Annotated in this window: 19 protein-coding genes; 17 read left to right on the plus strand and 2 right to left on the minus strand. The window is 30.8% G+C overall.

Translation table 11 applies throughout. The features are described 5' to 3' along the window. The first annotated feature begins 3 nt into the window (after nt 1-3). From rfbA to purD, 14 genes are read left to right on the plus strand one after another with little or no spacing between them, the layout of a single operon-like run. Nucleotides 4-864 carry a glucose-1-phosphate thymidylyltransferase RfbA gene (gene rfbA / locus BW936_RS02305; protein WP_076546700.1) on the plus strand — a complete coding sequence of 287 codons (861 nt, stop codon included), beginning with the start codon at nt 4-6 and terminating at the stop codon, nt 862-864. Further along, a complete protein-coding gene (gene rfbC, locus BW936_RS02310) occupies nt 861-1,406 on the plus strand; it encodes a dTDP-4-dehydrorhamnose 3,5-epimerase (protein ID WP_076546701.1) in 546 nt (181 codons plus the stop codon). Before rfbA ends, rfbC begins: the two co-directional genes overlap by 4 nt. Further along, nucleotides 1,403-2,176 (plus strand): dTDP-4-dehydrorhamnose reductase, encoded by a 774-nt coding sequence (gene rfbD / locus BW936_RS02315; RefSeq protein ID WP_076546702.1) that lies wholly within the window; start codon nt 1,403-1,405, stop codon nt 2,174-2,176. The genes rfbC and rfbD overlap by 4 nt, the downstream gene beginning before the upstream one ends. Nucleotides 2,177-2,231: 55 nt before the next feature. After that, on the plus strand, nt 2,232-3,518 hold the full coding sequence (locus tag BW936_RS02320) for an oligosaccharide flippase family protein (RefSeq protein ID WP_076546703.1): 1,287 nt from the start codon (nt 2,232-2,234) through the stop codon (nt 3,516-3,518). Next, nucleotides 3,515-4,507 (plus strand): nitroreductase family protein, encoded by a 993-nt coding sequence (locus tag BW936_RS02325; protein ID WP_076546704.1) that lies wholly within the window; start codon nt 3,515-3,517, stop codon nt 4,505-4,507. The genes BW936_RS02320 and BW936_RS02325 overlap by 4 nt, the downstream gene beginning before the upstream one ends. Further along, on the plus strand, nt 4,504-5,607 hold the full coding sequence (locus BW936_RS02330; protein WP_076546705.1) for a polysaccharide pyruvyl transferase family protein: 1,104 nt from the start codon (nt 4,504-4,506) through the stop codon (nt 5,605-5,607). Before BW936_RS02325 ends, BW936_RS02330 begins: the two co-directional genes overlap by 4 nt. A 29-nt stretch (nt 5,608-5,636) precedes the next feature. Continuing rightward, nucleotides 5,637-6,722, plus strand: a complete 1,086-nt coding sequence (locus tag BW936_RS02335) for a glycosyltransferase family 4 protein (RefSeq protein WP_076546706.1) — start codon at nt 5,637-5,639, stop codon at nt 6,720-6,722. Between the two features lie 29 nt (nt 6,723-6,751). After that, nucleotides 6,752-8,146 carry a hypothetical protein gene (locus BW936_RS02340; RefSeq protein WP_076546707.1) on the plus strand — a complete coding sequence of 465 codons (1,395 nt, stop codon included), beginning with the start codon at nt 6,752-6,754 and terminating at the stop codon, nt 8,144-8,146. Then, nucleotides 8,124-9,275, plus strand: coding sequence for an O-antigen ligase family protein (locus BW936_RS02345; protein WP_076546708.1), 1,152 nt, complete (start codon nt 8,124-8,126; stop codon nt 9,273-9,275). The genes BW936_RS02340 and BW936_RS02345 overlap by 23 nt, the downstream gene beginning before the upstream one ends. Nucleotides 9,276-9,303: 28 nt before the next feature. Further along, complete coding sequence (pssD, locus tag BW936_RS02350; protein WP_076546709.1) at nt 9,304-9,771, plus strand: PssD/Cps14F family polysaccharide biosynthesis glycosyltransferase; 468 nt, start codon at nt 9,304-9,306, stop codon at nt 9,769-9,771. 1 nt (nt 9,772) lies between these two features. Continuing rightward, nucleotides 9,773-10,255: a PssE/Cps14G family polysaccharide biosynthesis glycosyltransferase gene (pssE, locus tag BW936_RS02355; RefSeq protein WP_076546710.1), complete on the plus strand. Its 483-nt coding sequence runs from the start codon at nt 9,773-9,775 to the stop codon at nt 10,253-10,255. Nucleotides 10,256-10,257: 2 nt separating this feature from the next. Continuing rightward, nucleotides 10,258-11,610 carry an exopolysaccharide biosynthesis polyprenyl glycosylphosphotransferase gene (locus tag BW936_RS02360; protein ID WP_076546711.1) on the plus strand — a complete coding sequence of 451 codons (1,353 nt, stop codon included), beginning with the start codon at nt 10,258-10,260 and terminating at the stop codon, nt 11,608-11,610. A 7-nt stretch (nt 11,611-11,617) separates the two neighbouring features. Next, a complete protein-coding gene (locus BW936_RS02365; protein ID WP_076547938.1) occupies nt 11,618-12,595 on the plus strand; it encodes a UDP-glucuronic acid decarboxylase family protein in 978 nt (325 codons plus the stop codon). 42 nt (nt 12,596-12,637) lie between these two features. Continuing rightward, complete coding sequence (gene purD / locus BW936_RS02370) at nt 12,638-13,909, plus strand: phosphoribosylamine--glycine ligase (protein WP_076546712.1); 1,272 nt, start codon at nt 12,638-12,640, stop codon at nt 13,907-13,909. A 56-nt stretch (nt 13,910-13,965) separates the two neighbouring features. On the opposite strand, the gene BW936_RS02375 is transcribed toward purD, so the two are convergent. Next, entirely contained in the window at nt 13,966-14,187 is a 222-nt protein-coding gene (locus BW936_RS02375) for a DUF6341 family protein (protein WP_076546713.1), read from the minus strand. Nucleotides 14,188-14,227: 40 nt separating this feature from the next. Between BW936_RS02375 and BW936_RS02380 the strand changes: the two genes are divergently transcribed. Genes BW936_RS02380 through BW936_RS02390 form a run of 3 tightly spaced genes read left to right on the plus strand, consistent with a single transcriptional unit; the run spans nt 14,228 to nt 16,838 of the window. Next, nucleotides 14,228-15,157 (plus strand): DUF6427 family protein, encoded by a 930-nt coding sequence (locus tag BW936_RS02380; RefSeq protein ID WP_076546714.1) that lies wholly within the window; start codon nt 14,228-14,230, stop codon nt 15,155-15,157. 39 nt (nt 15,158-15,196) lie between these two features. Continuing rightward, nucleotides 15,197-15,799 carry a DUF4254 domain-containing protein gene (locus tag BW936_RS02385; protein WP_076546715.1) on the plus strand — a complete coding sequence of 201 codons (603 nt, stop codon included), beginning with the start codon at nt 15,197-15,199 and terminating at the stop codon, nt 15,797-15,799. A 34-nt stretch (nt 15,800-15,833) separates the two neighbouring features. Further along, a complete protein-coding gene (locus BW936_RS02390; RefSeq protein WP_076546716.1) occupies nt 15,834-16,838 on the plus strand; it encodes a glycosyltransferase family 9 protein in 1,005 nt (334 codons plus the stop codon). Here the strand turns inward: BW936_RS02390 and BW936_RS02395 are convergent. Beyond that, the gene (locus tag BW936_RS02395) at nt 16,835-17,452 is read right to left on the minus strand and encodes a TetR/AcrR family transcriptional regulator (RefSeq protein ID WP_076546717.1); all 618 of its coding nucleotides are present in this window, start codon (nt 17,450-17,452) and stop codon (nt 16,835-16,837) included. The genes BW936_RS02390 and BW936_RS02395 overlap by 4 nt on opposite strands. Nucleotides 17,453-17,466: the final 14 nt, after the last annotated feature.

The following is a 17,466-nucleotide window of genomic DNA, read 5'->3' on the forward strand; positions in this document are numbered from 1 at the left end:
ATTATGAAAGGAATTATACTTGCTGGAGGTACTGGATCTCGTTTATGGCCATTGACAAAAGCGTTGAGCAAGCAATTAATGCCTATTTATGATAAGCCAATGATTTATTATCCGCTATCCACTTTAATGACCACTGGTGTACGTGAGATTTTGATTATCACCACACCTGAGGATTTACCATTATTTAAGAAACTACTTTCAGATGGAAGTCAGTTAGGATGTATATTTGAGTATGCCGTACAATCAGAACCTAAAGGGTTGGCAGAAGCGTTTATCATAGGGAAAAAATTTATAGGTACCAGTAAAGTTGCTTTGATACTTGGAGATAACATTTTTTATGGTAACGGTCTTGAGAAATTGTTAAAGGATAACTATCAGCCAGATGGCGGTATTATTTATGGCTATCATGTAAACAACCCAAAGAGATATGGTGTTGTTGAGTTCGATACCACAGGAAAGGCAATATCAATTGTTGAAAAACCTGATGAACCTAGATCTAATTATGCTATTCCAGGTATTTATTTTTATGATAATGAAGTAGTTGCAATTGCAGAAAAGATAAAACCTAGTAGTAGAGGTGAATTAGAAATCACAGATGTAAACATTGCCTATTTAAAAAGAGAAAGACTAAAAGTAAGTGTACTTGATAAAGGAATTGCATGGTTAGACACCGGTACATTTAGTTCTTTAATGCAAGCATCTCAATTTGTTCAAGTTATTGAGGAGCGACAAGGGCTAAAAATTGGTTGTATAGAAGAAGTAGCTTTTAAACAGGGTTTTATAAATGCAAAACAACTTACGAAGTTAGCAACGCCTTTATTAAAAAGTGGATATGGAGAATACCTAATGAATTTGATTAGATGAATATAATTGAAACTAAATTAAAAGGGTGCATCATTTTAGAACCTAAAATTTATAAAGATAATAGAGGTCTTTTTTTTGAAGTATTCAAAAAAAGGGAATTAGAAGACTATTTACAATGTGAAATTGATTTTGTACAAGAGAATACATCCATATCTAAAAAGGGAGTTTTAAGAGGTCTTCACTTTCAAACAGGAGAGGCTGCTCAGGCCAAGTTGGTGTCTGTACAGAAAGGAGAAGTCGTTGATGTAATTGTTGATGTTAGACCTGACAGTGAAACTTTTGGAGAGCATATTAAAGTGATCTTGTCAGATAAGAACCATAAGAGTGTTTTTATACCAAAAGGTATGGCTCATGGTTTTGTCTCAATGACCGATGATGTAGTATTTAATTATTTATGTGATAACTATTACAATCCTAAAACGGAGTCCGGAATCTTATACAATGATCCTGATTTGGCTATAGATTGGGGATATCCTTCAGCTGAACTTATAGTTTCAGATAAAGATTTAGTTTTGCCTAGTTTCAAAGAATTGATAAAATGAAGAAGGTTTTAGTAACAGGAGCAAACGGACAGCTAGGGCAATGTTTGCAGAAAATTGCCCCTTTATACAAAGATTTAGATTTTTTATTTCAAAGTTCTAAAGATTTAGATATCACCAATGATGTGGCAGTTGAACTATTATTTGAAAAAGAACAGTTTAATTACTGTATTAATTGCGCAGCCTACACCAATGTTGAGCAAGCAGAGAAAACTCCTGAAATTGCATTTAAAGTCAATGCTGAAGGGGTAAGAACACTGGCTCTATTTTCTAAAAAATATAATGTCAGCTTAATTCATATTTCCACGGATTATGTCTTTGATGGTGAAAAGAAGGAGCCCTATACCATAGATGATATTCCAAACCCAATTAATGAATACGGAAAATCTAAATTGTTGGGAGAAAAATACATCCAAGAGATTATGGAAAATTATGCTATCATTAGAACCTCTTGGTTATACTCTGAAATTGGCAAGAATTTTTATACTACTATTTTGAAGAAGGCGAAAGCGGGGGAAAACCTGGCTGTCACCAGTAATCAAACCGGCTGCCCAACTAATGCGAATAATTTAGCTAGATATATATTAGAACTGATAGTTCAGAACAAGAAAATTGTCGGAATATTTCATTTCACTGATGGTAAATCGATGACATGGTATGACTTTGCAAGTAAAATCTTATTAGAAAATAACTTGCAGAAACAGGTTAAACTTGTTGACCGAAGTAATTATCTTAACTTTGCCCAAAGACCAACTTGTTCTATTTTGAAATAGTACAAATTCTGAGTTAATAAATTTTACTTCATATTAATACATTTACCACATTCTAATGAGCTATATTAAAGCTTTTAAGTCTATTTCTCTTTTATGGCTAAGTAGTATATTAGGAAGTGGTAGCACTTTTATTCTTTATGCAATATTGGCTAGAAGGTTGGGTCCGCAAGATTTTGGATTATTATCAAATGCCTTAGCAATAATTTCGGTTATCTTATTAATTTGTGGATTCGGTATTTCCAAAACTTGGCTTAAATTATTTGGTAAAGAAGGGTGGGTCGGTTTAAGGTGGATAAGACCATCATTAAAATTATTAGGTCTTAATTTAATTGTATTTAGTATTTTAATAATATGTATTGACTATACATCATTAATAGATGAAGTTTCTTCAAATCTTTTTAGAATAATGCTTTTTCATATTTATGGATATTGTGTGATTGAATTAATTATATCTAAATTACAATTAGAAGAAAAATATATTGAAATGGCAATTTGGCAATTAATACCAAATTTGTTGAGATTAATTACTGTGATTATTATAGTCTATGTTTTTAATTTATCAATAAACGTTCAAAAAGTTGGTTTTATATATGGGATTATTGGAGCAATATTAACATTTTTTGGATTTAAACAGCTTATTGACATAAACGAGAATAACTTCAGCCTAAAAGGCCATATAAAACCTCTTAAAATATCTTATTCAATTCCAAAAATAAAAGAACTGTTTAATGAATCTTGGCCTTTTGGTATGGCAGGTTTATTTGCGTTTATTTATCTACAAAGTGATATTATTATGGTTAAATATATTTCTGGTGACATGGCAACAGGGCACTATAATGTAGCTTTTATAGTCCTGTCTGCAGTATTTGTGGTTCCCGTAGTAATTTTCAGTAAATTTTTAATGCCGAAATATCATCGATGGTCTAATCAAGATATGTCAAAGTTGCATAAGGCCTATATACGGGGGAACTTATCAATGTTAATTATAGGATTTATTTTGATGATAATTATATTTTGTTTTGCACCATATTTTACCCCGATTATATTCGGTATAGAATATGAACCTGCTGTTCAATTATTGCAAATTTTATCAATTACAATTCCAATTTATTTTGTAGCATATAGCGTAGGTGCCATGTTAATTACCAGTGAGCAAATGAAATTGAAAGTGAAATTAATGGGTGGGATTGCAGTAATTAATGTTATTGCTAATTTAATATTAATCCCATTGTATGGTAACATAGGTGCGGCTTCAGCCACAATACTAAGTAATGCTATTCTTTTACTTTTATATTGGATATTTGTAAATAAAAATGTTTTTAATCAAATAAATTTAAAATGAGATTGTTGTGGAAAAAGTTTAGACCTCTCGCAAGAGGAGCGTACAGAATATTTGGAGGTTTAAGAGGTTTTATGTATGATTTTCAAAGATATCTTAGATTTGGTGGGTGGAGAGAAAATTTAAATGATAAAAGCTTAAGAAATTATAAACTTGCTATGGCTTATCACGGCTTAGAAAAGAGTTTAAGCTTTAAAAAAAGAAAGCCAAATTCTGGCTGGAGTAATGCTGAAAGAGTTTATAGAAAATTAAAAGTTGCGAACAATATAATGAATATAGGTTTTCACGATAAGGCCGGTAAGGAGGTATTACTACAATTTTTGAATTTACCTGAAAATAAGAAAACAAATCGTGCTAGTAAAATGATTAATGATGTCACTAAATTTGATTTTAAGGATGATTTCCAGAATCATGGATCAATTAGTTTTAAATCCGAAGATTATGGTAAGGGAATTCTTGAAGATCCAGAAAGTTTCTTTTTAAGTAGGTATTCATTAAGGGATTTTCAACAGAAAAATATAAATCCAAAGGATATAGAAAGAGCCATTAAGATGGCTATGAAAACCCCTTCGGTATGTAATAGACAAGCTTGGCATATTTATCACAGTAATAAACCTGAAATAATTAAAAAAGTTTTAGAATATCAAAATGGAAATAGAGGTTTTGGAAATCAAGTTCCAGAATTGTTTATTATTGGTGTAGATTTAAGAGCTTTTTTTGTAGGACAAGAGCATTATCAACATTGGATTGATGGAGGGCTTTTTTCTATGTCATTAATTTATACTCTTCATGCTCTTGGAATTGCTTCATGTGCTTTGAATTGGAGTCAAACACCTGATATTGACAAAAAAATAAGGAAAATAATTACTATAGATAAGCATCATACAATTATAATGATGTTAGCAGCTGGGTATCCGAATACTGAAAATAAAGTTTGTAGCTCCAAGCGAAAACCAATTGAAGAAATTTATAGCCAAATAGAATTAAAATGAAAATAGCCCTTATAACTATTCATAGAGTGACAAATTATGGAGCAATTTTGCAAGCCTTTGCTACCAAAGTTGTATTATCAAAATATGGTGATGTAACGACCATTGATTATAAAAATCGTTTTTTAACTAGACATATGGATTATGTTAGATTTGAACCTTCTTTTCATGGTTTAAAAATGACTGTTCATGATATTTTAAATTTCAGATCGCGATTTAAGCTAATTAGGAAGTTCGAAAATTTTTTGTTTTCAAACATGAATTTATCAAAAACAATGGACAAAACGGATTTAGAATCTGGAAAAGCTAATGGGTTTGATATCTATGTTTGCGGTAGTGACCAGATTTGGAATCCGCGTATTATAAGTCGTAATACGTCTATTGATCCAATTTTTTTCTTATCATTTGTAGATAATTCGAAGACTAAGTTTTCTTATGCGTCCAGTATTGGAAATCATGAATATAGTGAAGAGGAAAATAAAATTATTACAGATTTACTTTTTAGTTTTAATAGTATTTCTACAAGGGAAAAAAATGGTGTAAATAAGTTAAATAATTTAGTAAAGGATAAAGAAATCCACCACGTATTAGATCCAACTTTGTTATTTGATAAACAAGAATGGATGAATATCTTTTCTGTCAAGAAATCTAATATTACAGAAAAGTACATATTAGTTTATTCTGTTCCAAGAACAGAACTTTTAAAAAAAGCTATAAAATATTATAGACAAATATTGGGTTATAAAGTTGTTTCTGTTGATAAGGTGATGTTATCTCTACCTTTTGTGGATACTCATGTTAAAGATGCTGGACCTAAAGAGTTTATTGAGATTTTTTCCAATGCGAGTTTTGTAATTACAGATTCCTTTCACGGAACATGTTTTGCCTTAAATTTTCAAATACCTTTTGCCTGTATATATATTGAAAACAAAACGAATCGGCAAGAAAGTCTACTTGGTCAGTTACAGGTAGGCAATAGAATTATTTATAAAGAAGAGGATTTTTCAAATTTAACCTTAAATCAAGATTTTTCTAAAATTGAGATGGAAATATCTAAACTTAGAAAAGCTTCATTAGACTATATTGATAGAGCCTTTAACTAATATTAAGAAGAGTAAATAATTGAAAATAAATGAAAATATTCTTGGTTTCCAATATGTATCCTTCAGGCACTGATCCCGATTATGGTATTTTTGTAAAGAACTTTAAGGAAAATTTTGAATCTTTACATGGGGTAAGTTTTGTTGAAAGTGTTATTAAAGGGCGTACAAAAGGTTTGTTAAGTAAAATACTTTCTTATTCGTCTTTACTCCTATCAGTAATTAAAAATTATTTGAAAGGAAATTATGACATAATTTATATACATTTTATATCCCATACAGCACCAGCCTTTTTTTTGCCCCTACTTTTTTGTCCAAATAAAAAACCTATTATTGTTAATGTTCATGGCGCTGACGTTATAAAATACAATAAAGGATTATATAAGTTTTTTAATGATTTTTTATTAAAAAAGTCTTCTTTTTTAGTAGCACCATCAAATTATTTTAAACAGATATGTATAAATGAATTTCCTTTTTTACCCAAGGATTCAATATTTGTTAATCCTTCAGGAGGGATTGATTCTTTAAAATTTTCGCCTAAATTTTTAGGTAAAAAGAATTATAAGATAGTTAATTTGGGGTTTGTATCAAGAATAGAGGAAGATAAAGGCTGGAAAGATTTTATTGATGTAATTCAATTTTTATTAAAAAAAGGCTATAAGGTTAAAGCAATAATGGCTGGTACAGGCTCTCAGGTTAACGAATTGAACAAAATAATTAAAGAAAACAATTTAAAACAAAATATTGATTATAAAGGTTTAGTTAATCATGATAAACTAGTTGAAATTTATCAAGAACTTGACTTATTTATTTTTTCTTCAAATAGAATTTCGGAAAGTTTAGGCTTAGTTGGTTTAGAGGCAATGGCTTGTGGTATACCGGTAATCGCCTACGACATGGCTGGTCCGAAAACTTATATTATTAACCAGTCTAACGGATATCTTGTTAGTCCAGGCAATTCTTCTAAAATTGCAAATAGTGTTATTAATTACTTAAACTTAAATGTTGAAGATAAATTAGAAATGCAAAGAAAGGCTATTTTAACTGCCAAAAATTTTGATAGTATTTCAGTTTCAGAAAAGTTATATGAAAAAGTAAAAAGCTCAATAGCTTCGTAATTAATGAATTGTTAATCAGATTATACATAATGGGTTTAAAATTCAGGAAAGATGTTGTTTTATGGAGTATAATTGCTTTTATTTTAAATTTAATAATTTTTGGTATTTTTACATTTAATTTTGCCGTAGGCCTAATAGTTTTTGGTATTGTTGGGCTAAAAATTATTTTTTATCCTAAATTATTTTTTTCTTTTTTTATTCAAATTATTTTTTTTCAAAACTCCTTCATTGCTTTTTTTTCAGGTTATATAGAATCGACAACACATTTTAAAATTTTACATGGCATAAATTATGCAGTACCCGTTTTGTTAACGGTTCTAGTATTTAAAAATAACACACATTATTTTTACAAAAATTTTTATTATAAATCTTTGGTATTACTTGTGTTGCTTTTACTGTATACATTATTTGGTGCTTATCATTTTGGCTTACTTAATAGTATTGTATATTTAAGATTATTTTCCACTCCTTTAATTTTATTTTTAGCAGGTATTTATTTTGCTAGAACTACAAATATTAAATTTATGAATAACAGTTTATTCTGTATATTTTTTATTTGTGCTTTGGTAACTTTACTTCAATTCTTATTTCCATTCTATTTGAGTTTTATATTAAATGATTTAGACTATTTTGAATTAAAAAAGAACATTTTATCATGGGACGATTTAATGGCTTATTATAGAAGTAAGCCTCTATTCAATTTGTCTTGGATGCAGATAAAATTAGTTAGAATAGGATCTTTAATTAAGAGTTTTATTTCTTTAGGTTATTTTTTGACGATTTTAGGAATATACTTTTATTGGCCTAAGAAAAAGTTATATTTTTTTTTAATTGTAATTTTAACTTTGATATCGGTTAATTCAAAGGGGGCACTAGTTTTTGCGTTTTTTACGGTCTTCATGTATTATCTTTTATACAGAACTAATTTGTCTAATGGATTATCAATGGTTCTATACGGAATCTCTAATTTATTATTTATTTTAATTGGTTTGAATTCTCAGAATGAGCACATTCTGGGTTTTTTCCATGGTTTGAATTATTTATTTACATTAGGCAATGGTCTTGGTTTTGGAGGTAATCTTTCTAATTCTTTGGTAGCTGATTATATGGGAACTCCTTTAAAAGATTTAGGTTATTATACAAGATTTCAAAATGGTAGTGAAAGTGTATTTGGAGTTTTATTTGCAAGTCTTGGCATATTTTCAATTTACTATTTGTACTTTTTCTTTAATTTTTATAAAAGAATAAGTCAAAAATTTGGAGGATTAAATGCTAGGTTTAATGTTTTAAAAATTTTAACGATAATTCTATTTATTCAAGGTATTTACCAAGAAGAAGCTTTTTCTCCTTATGCTTTTGGTTTGGTGATGTTTTTAGTGGGGGTTAATTATAATAAAACATATGACCAGACAGAAATTATATAGATATAGTCTCAATCTATTTTCGTTTTGTTTATGTTTTGATCCAGATTGGTCTGCTAAAGCTTTAATGTTATGTGTTTTCATTCTGATTTTGAATTATAAATCTTTCAACTTCAATTTTCCAAGTAAGTTTTTTACTTTCTTTTTTATAATAAGTATAACTTATTTGTTAGCTAATCAGTTACTTATCGGGAGTTTAGATGATTTAAGATTATTGAAGTATATTGGGCTTTTAATTTTGTTATATATTATTTGGGCTAATTATCGTGATGCAAATGAAAACATCAGTGTTTTCTATTATTTTGTGGCGGGTGTTTATATTGTGGGATTGTTGAATATAACAATCGGAGTTTATTTCAACTTAGAGAATATACAGGGTTTATATAATTCTTGGGAAATTATACGTATTATCGATATACAAAAAATTTATTATGGTATGTACCTTAATATGGCTTATATAATATTTTTTTTTAGTGGGAAAAGTATCAAATTACATTATAAGTTTTTGCTCTTTATTCTAATCTTAATTTTGACTATTGCGATTTTATTTGTTGTTGGCTCGATGGCATCAAATATTGTTTTTCTACTTATTAATATTTATTTAATTATTGTATTAATAAATAAACGGCTTTTGAAAATTTTAACCCCCTTTTTCTTACTTGGTCCTATAATAGTTTTATTAATACTTCTATTGCCTAGCGCTCAAGATATATTTTCATCTATCGATGGTGAAAAATCCCGAATGCGTAACTTTAATATTAACAAAAACATTATATATGAAAATCCTTTTTTTGGTCATGGTATTGGCAATGAAAGAAGGATTATGCAAATGTCTCGCGGTGAAAAAAGTTGGGAGTTTATAAATAATTATCACGCTCACAACGAATTTTTCGAATTACTAATTGGTGGTGGAGTGTGCTTATTAATTCTTATTTATGGTTATTTTATTTATCTCGTTCGCTTTTACAGTGAAAATACCATTAGATATTTAGCTATATGTTTTGTTGTTATTATTTTTTACTTTTCACTGATTGAATCAGTTTTATTAAGATTTCATGGGATGATATTTATAGCGTATTTCTTATCATTCTTTCTTAATAATAAATTTTTAAAAACTAATTATAACCGTTAGTAACCATATCTTTGTATAAAATTGATAGATGAAAAAAGTTTTATTTATGTCCAGTTTAGGTGGGCACTTAGAACAATTGTTAGCTTTACAGCCTACAATGGATATGTATGATTCATATATTGTGACAGAAAATAACCCATCTACCTTGAAGTTAAAAGACAAGTATAAAGAAATATATTATTTACCTTATATTTCTAGAAGTTCCTTTTTTTCATTCGTTTTTTCTTTTGTGTCAATTTTTTTAAAATCTTTAAGGTTGTTTGTTAAATTGAATCCGAATGTGATTATATCTACTGGGTCTGGTTGTGTTTTACCTATGTTTATTCTTGGTAGAATTTTCGGTAAAAAACTTATATTCATTGAAACTTTCTCTAGAATTGAAAGCAAAACTTTGACAGGTAGTTTTTGTTATTATTTAGCAGATGTATTTATTGTACAGTGGAAGGAATTAAAAAAACTATATCCTAAAGCTATTTATTTAGGCTCAATTTATTAATATGATATTTGTAACATTAGGAAATCAAAACTTTTCTTTTAAACGATTGATTAAATCAATTGATAGGTTAGTAAAAACGGACGTTATAAATGAAGAGATTATTGTTCAGTGTGGATATACAATCTATGATTCGGATTCATTGAAACTGATTAGTTTTATGGATAAAGATAGTTTTATGGAAAGTATTAGTAAAGCAAGATTTATAATATCACATGCTGGTACAGGTTCAATTATTAGTTGTTTAAAAAAGAATAAGAAAGTAATTGTTGCACCAAGAAGAAAGATTTATGGTGAACATATTGATGATCATCAACTTGAGATTGCTAAAACTTTTGAGAACAAAAATTTAATTATAGGTTTAAAAGAAGACTTTTCCGATTTACCTGAAAAAATATTATCACTAAATACGATAAAGCTTGATCAATTTGTATCTAATAACCATAATTTTAACATTGATTTAATTAAATTAATTGATTCTATTTAATTATGCTTTTTAAGCAAGGTAGATTTTCCGGTTTCATCACACCACTATCCTATATCCTGGATTTATTGGTGATAAATTTATGTGTTAATTTCTTGCCTATAAATTTTCAAAACCCTTGGTTATTTCATTTTTACATTTCATTTACATGGGTGGTACTTTCGTTTAAGAATGATTTTTATGTAATACAGAGGTATTCTAAAGCAGTGGTGCTATTTAGAAAATTATTCACTCAATTCGTTTTCTTTTTTTTAATCCTATATGCTTTTATTGGTTTTTTTAAACAACCATTAATGAGTAGGTTGGCGTTGGGTCAATATTTTGTCTTAGTATTCATTGGAATAAGTTTTTTAAAGATTTTAAATTTTTTCCTTCTACATAAATATAGAGAAAGAGTAAAAGGTAATCTTAGGAATGTTGTTGTGATTGGTAGAAGTAAAAAAGCCAATCAACTTATAGAGGTTTTTAAAGAAAGAAGAGAGTTTGGATTTAACTTTATGGAGCAATTTGGTCCAAAAGATGCCGACTTTGAATTGCTTAAATGCTTTCAGTTTATTGCTAATAATAATGTTGATGAAATCTATTGTTCGGTATCTGAATTGAAGAATGAAGAATTAACTGCATTTATAAATTTTGCTGATAATAATTTAAAAACCCTTAAGTTTTTACCTGACAATAAAAATATTTTTTCTAAAAAATTGAAGTTTGAATATTATGATTATTTGCCAATACTGTCGTTAAGGGATATTCCCCTACATAATTCGTTGAATGCTATTTTTAAAAGATCATTCGATATTGTTTTCTCTCTTTTTGTAATTTTTGTAATTCTTATTTGGCTAGGACCTTTATTGGCTCTTTTAATTTCTTTGGAATCCAAAGGACCTGTGTTTTTTATTCAAAAACGTACAGGTTTTGATAATAATGAATTTCAATGCTTTAAATTTAGATCTATGGCCGTGAACGATTTGTCAGACGATAAACAAGCCGGTAAAAATGATATGAGAGTCACAAAAATTGGTCGCTTTATTCGAAAAACTAGTATTGATGAATTGCCACAATTTTATAATGTACTTTTTGGAAATATGTCTGTAGTTGGTCCTAGACCACATATGCTGAAGCACACTGATGAGTATGCAAATCGGGTAGATAAGTATATGCTTAGACATTTTGTTAAACCGGGCATAACGGGTTTAGCTCAGGTTAGAGGTTATAGAGGGGAGATTGAAAAAGATAGTGATATACAGAACAGAATAAAATTTGACATCTTTTATGTAGAAAACTGGTCATTTTTTCTTGATCTTAAGATAATTGTAGAAACTGTTGTAAATGCTTTTAAAGGTGAAGAAAAAGCCTACTAGAATTATTATGAAAAAAATATTAATTACAGGTGCTGCAGGATTTTTAGGTTCTCATCTTTGTGATCGTTTTATTGCTGAAGGTTTTCATGTCATTGGTATGGACAACCTTATAACTGGGGATTTAAATAACATCGCTCATCTTTTTCCTTTAGAGAATTTTGAATTTCACCATCACGATGTTACTAAGTTTGTTCATGTATCCGGAAAACTTGATTATATACTTCATTTTGCTTCACCGGCCAGTCCTATAGATTATTTAAAAATTCCAATAAAAACCTTGAAAGTTGGGTCCTTGGGTACATTAAATTTGTTGGGTCTAGCTAAAGAAAAAGGAGCTAGAATTTTGGTAGCATCAACATCAGAAGTGTATGGTGATCCATTGGTTCACCCTCAAAATGAGGAGTATTTTGGTAATGTCAACCCTATTGGTCCACGCGGAGTATATGATGAAGCTAAGCGCTTTATGGAGTCCATTACAATGGCATATCATAGGCACCATGGGTTAGATACACGTATTGTTCGTATATTTAATACCTATGGGTCTAGAATGCGTTTAAACGACGGTAGGGTTGTCCCTGCGTTTATGGGGCAGGCATTACGTGGCGAAGATTTGACCGTTTTTGGAGATGGTTCTCAGAGTAGATCTTTCTGCTATATTGATGATCAGGTAGAAGGAATATACCGATTGCTTTTTAGCGATTATACGGATCCTATTAATATTGGTAATCCGCATGAGACTACAATTAAGGAATTTGCTGAAGAGATTATTTCATTAACCGGAACAAAGCAAAAATTGATTTATAAGCCCCTTCCTCAAGATGACCCTACACAACGCCAGCCAGATATAACCAAGGCCAAAGAAATTTTGGGATGGCAGCCAAAGGTTCATAGATCGGAAGGGTTAAAAATCGTATACGATTTTTTCAAATCGTTGTCTGCAGAGGATTTACAAAAGAAAGAGCATAGAAATTTTTCTACTAAATAATATTTTTCAAAAGCAAAACGTATTTTTGCAAAAATTCAAAGAATGAACATTTTAATACTAGGGTCAGGAGGTCGTGAACATACTTTTGCTTGGAAATTGGCACAAAGCGATAGATTATCAAAACTTTTTGTAGCACCCGGTAACGCGGGCACTGAACAAATAGCTACAAATGTACCAATTGGTGTAAATGATTTTGAAGCGATAAAAAAATTAGTTTTAAAAGAGAATATTCAACTGGTTATGGTGGGACCGGAAGATCCTCTGGTTAACGGAATTCATGATTTTTTTCTTGGAGATCAGGAATTAAAAAATGTGGCTGTTATCGGTCCTGAAAAATTGGCTGCCACCCTTGAGGGTAGTAAGGAGTTTGCCAAGGAGTTTATGATGCGCCATCAAATTCCTACCGCTCAATATAAAAGTTTTACTTCAGAAACTGTTGAAGATGGATTCAGGTTCTTGGAAGAATTAAATCCACCTTTCGTTTTAAAAGCAGATGGTTTAGCGGCCGGTAAAGGGGTGGTAATCCTTAATGATCTAAATGATGCCAAGATCGAACTAAAATCAATGCTGGTAGACAAGAAGTTTGGTGCTGCGAGTACAACGGTAGTTATTGAAGAGTTCTTAGATGGTATAGAATTAAGCGTTTTTGTACTTACGGATGGTGAGAATTACAAAGTACTTCCAACGGCAAAGGACTATAAAAGAATAGGAGAAGGAGATACGGGATTAAATACAGGCGGTATGGGTGCTATTTCACCCGTTCCTTTCGCAGGAAAGGTCCTAATGGATAAGATAGAGCAGCGAATTGTAAAACCTACCGTAGAAGGGCTTAAAAAGGATAATATGCCTTATAAGGGGTTTATCTTCATCGGACTTATAAAAGTTGGTGATGATCCTAAGGTTATTGAATATAACGTTAGAATGGGGGATCCTGAAACCGAAGTGGTTTTACCGCGTATTCAAAACGATATGGTAGAATTATTAAAAGCTGTTGCGGATCAAAAGTTATCTGAGATTGATCTGCAATTAGACGAAAGAACGGCTACTACGGTAATGACCGTGTCAGGTGGTTATCCTGGTTCTTATGAAAAAGGGAAAGAAATTACAGGTATTGATGCTATTACTGAATCTTTAGTATTTCATGCGGGAACTACACTTAAAGATGGTAAAGTGGTTACTAATGGTGGTAGGGTAATGGCAATTACTTCTTTTGGAAGCGATTTTAAATCTGCACTATCAAAATCCTATGTTAATGTAGAAAAGCTTTCCTTTGAAGGAATGAACTATAGAAGAGACCTTGGTTTCGATCTTTAGGTACTAGTATTTCATCGGAATTTAATAGTTGAATTCCGATGAAATATCATTTTGTATTATAGGTAAGTGTGAGAAGTACTTGATGTATCCTCTTCTCCCTTATCATTGTATTTTTTCAATTCAAGCATCCAGTAAACAAACGCTACTGAACCTATCAACATAAATATCCAGTTTAAGATATTTGCTAATGCCCAACTATCTGTAAAACGTAAAAAATCTAACGGGGCAAATAGAACATTTACGAACAAATCTGCGATACCTTCAAAAAATGATTTCATCTTATTACTATATTTACTGGCAAAAATATAAAAAGCTTAGATGATTTCAAGCATTTTTGAGAAAACAAAACCGGTGAATTTTATCATTCTTCTGGTTTTTTTATTTCTTTTCTACTGGACGGTTCAATTTTACCTATTTGATTTATCGGTTAGTAGGGTAGAAATTGTTCCATCTATTGGTATTTTAACAATTTTATCTTTTAGTGTATTTATTGTTGATTTTGTAGTAAAACGAAACAAACTCACGAGAACAAATTCATTTGCAATTTTGTTTTTTATTCTGCTATTTGTAGTGTTTCCTGAAACTTTAGGTGATACAAATGCTATATTCACTAGCTTTTTCCTTTTACTCGCCATGAGGAGGATATTAAGCATTAGATCTCTAAAGAATATAAAACTTAAAATTTTCGATGCTGGGCTCTGGATCTGTATTTCAAGTATCTTCTATGAATGGGCTTTATTGTATTTATTATTGGTTTTCGCCGCTATTTATATTTATGACCCTAAAAATATTAGGAATTGGCTGGTAATATTGTCTGTAGGTTTTTGCTTTATTATGATACTTTACGGTATATTAGTGTTGCTTGATAAACCCAATTTTATTCAGCAGCATTATGATTTTGCTATTGACTTTAACGCTATACTGCCTATGAAATGGTGGACAAGTCTTAAAATGTCTTTGTACGCCTTGGTCAATATGATTCTTGCATTTTCTGCATTTGTGCATTTAAGTAAATCTGGGGTTGGTAAAGTCATTATCATGAGACTGATCGCTTTTTCATTTATAATTGGCTTAATTGTAAATATTTTGGTGACCTCAGAAAACAATAATGCGGTGATGATTACCTTTTTTCCTTCTGTGGTATTTGTAGTTAACTACTTAGAAACCATTAAAAAGCCTAAATTCTTAGAGCTTATACTTTTTGTTAGTATCATAGTGCCCATTATAGTTTTTGTAACAAAACTATAGATTACCTCTTTAAGCTTTATCTTTGTAAAAAAGGCATATATGTTTAGTGAATTAGCATTTAATATATTTAATAAAAGTATACAGAAGTATCATGTCAAAGACGATGTATATCAAGATTTTGAAAATCCTTTTTCTAAAGAGGATATTGAACACTTGTTATATAGAAAGAACTGGATAGATACTGTGCAGTGGCATTATGAGGACATCATTAGAAATCCTGATATTAATCCGGATGATGCGTTGGTGCTAAAACGTAAAATTGATGCAAGTAATCAGGATAGAACTGATTTGGTCGAATTCATAGACAGTTATTTCTTAAAGAAATACCAAACGGTAGATGTAAAGTCAGATGCTACTATAAATACGGAGAGCCCTGCTTGGGCTATTGATCGTCTGTCTATTTTGGCATTGAAAATTTACCATATGAAGGAAGAAGCAACTAGGGTAGATGCTTCTTTGGAACATAGAGAAAAATGCCAAGCGAAATTAGAGGTGCTACTTGAACAGAAAAACGATTTATCATTAGCTATTGATCAACTAATTTCAGCTATTGAACATGGTGATAAGTATATGAAGGTGTACAAGCAAATGAAAATGTATAATGATGAGGAACTAAACCCCATCCTTCGTGGTAACAAATAGGCCTAAACATATTCTGGTCATAAGATTATCCGCAATGGGTGATGTGGCTATGACCGTACCGGTTATTTTAGGTGTTATCAGTAAGTATCCTCAGGTAAAGATTACAATTTTAACCAAGGCATTTACTGCGCCTATTTTCAATGATATTCCTAATGTTTCCATTTTTAAGGCGGACGTTAAAGGGAGACATAAAGGAGTTGTAGGGCTTTGGAAATTATACAAAGAATTAAAAACCTTACAGATTGATGCCGTTGCCGATATTCATAATGTACTCCGCAGCACAATCTTAAAACAGTTTTTTAGGTTGTCATCTATTCCGTTTGTACAATTGGATAAGGGTAGGGCGGAGAAAAAGGCATTAATAGACCCCAACAGAAGTACATTTAAGCCTCTTAAAACCACTTTTGGTAGATATGCCGATGTCTTTAGTGCTTTAGGCTTCTCTGTTACCCAGAGCGAGATGAAAACGCTTCTGCAAAAAAAGGTCCCAGATGCTTTTTCTGATTTTACATCAATAGGGAGCCAACAATTGATTGGGATCGCACCCTTTGCCGCTTTTAAAGGTAAAATGTATCCCTTAGCATTGATGGAAACTGTTATTGATCAATTAGATAAAACTAATCAGTATAAAATAATATTGTTTGGTGGCGGAGCGAAGGAAGTAGAAGTGTTGGGGAATTGGGAAAAACAATTTGAGAACTGTACCAATGCAGCAGGTAAACTTTCGTTTTCTGATGAACTCGCCTTAATATCAAACCTAAAGTTAATGTTGGCAATGGATAGTGGAAATGCCCATTTAGCTGCCATGTTTGGCGTGCCAACCGTAACTATTTGGGGAGTAACGCACCCGTATGCTGGTTTTTCCCCTTTTAATCAGCCTGAGGAAAATGCCCTCTTATCAGACAGAAATAAATATCCTGCCATACCAACTTCCATTTATGGAAATAAATTTCCTGATGGTTATGATAGGGTAATGGAAACTATTACACCTAATACTGTCATTCAGAAAATTACCGAATTATTAGATAGAAAAGCTTAAGTCGTGATCACTTTTGCCTCAATACTTTTAAAGTATTGTTTCAACTGAGACATGAATCGGTATTTTTTAGCTGCTGGTGCCGCACTCGTCATTAAAGTTCTAATTCCAAAATAGGAGCTCATTAAAAATGTAGCAGCAGCTTCACAGTCCACATGTCGATCTAGATAACCGTTGAATTTCCCTTTTTGTAGCGTAGTTACCAAGTTCACTTCCCAAACGGTTACAATTTCATTTAAGTGACGCATAATAACATCGTTCTTACCATTAAATTCTGTCAAGAAATTGCTTAGAATACACCCATAATCCATTTCATTATGTACTGCCGTTTCCATAGCATCGTCAAAACACTTTGTAATTAGTGTTATCGGATTATCATGCCCTTCAATTGGTGCTATCAACGTGCTATATATTTTACGCGCTAATAAATTTTGAATGATTTGAACAAAGAAGTCTTCTTTAGAGTCGAAATGATAATAGAACGCCCCTTTTGATAGACCTAGTTTCTTAAGAATATCATCCACACTTGTGTCATAATAACCTTTGGCATAAAACAATTCTAATCCGGTAGTCTGTAAACGTTGCATGGTAGCCATGCGTTTTAAACTCTTGTTCATACTATTGAGATTTG

Source organism: Maribacter ulvicola (assembly GCF_900155985.1).
GTDB lineage: Bacteria > Bacteroidota > Bacteroidia > Flavobacteriales > Flavobacteriaceae > Maribacter > Maribacter ulvicola.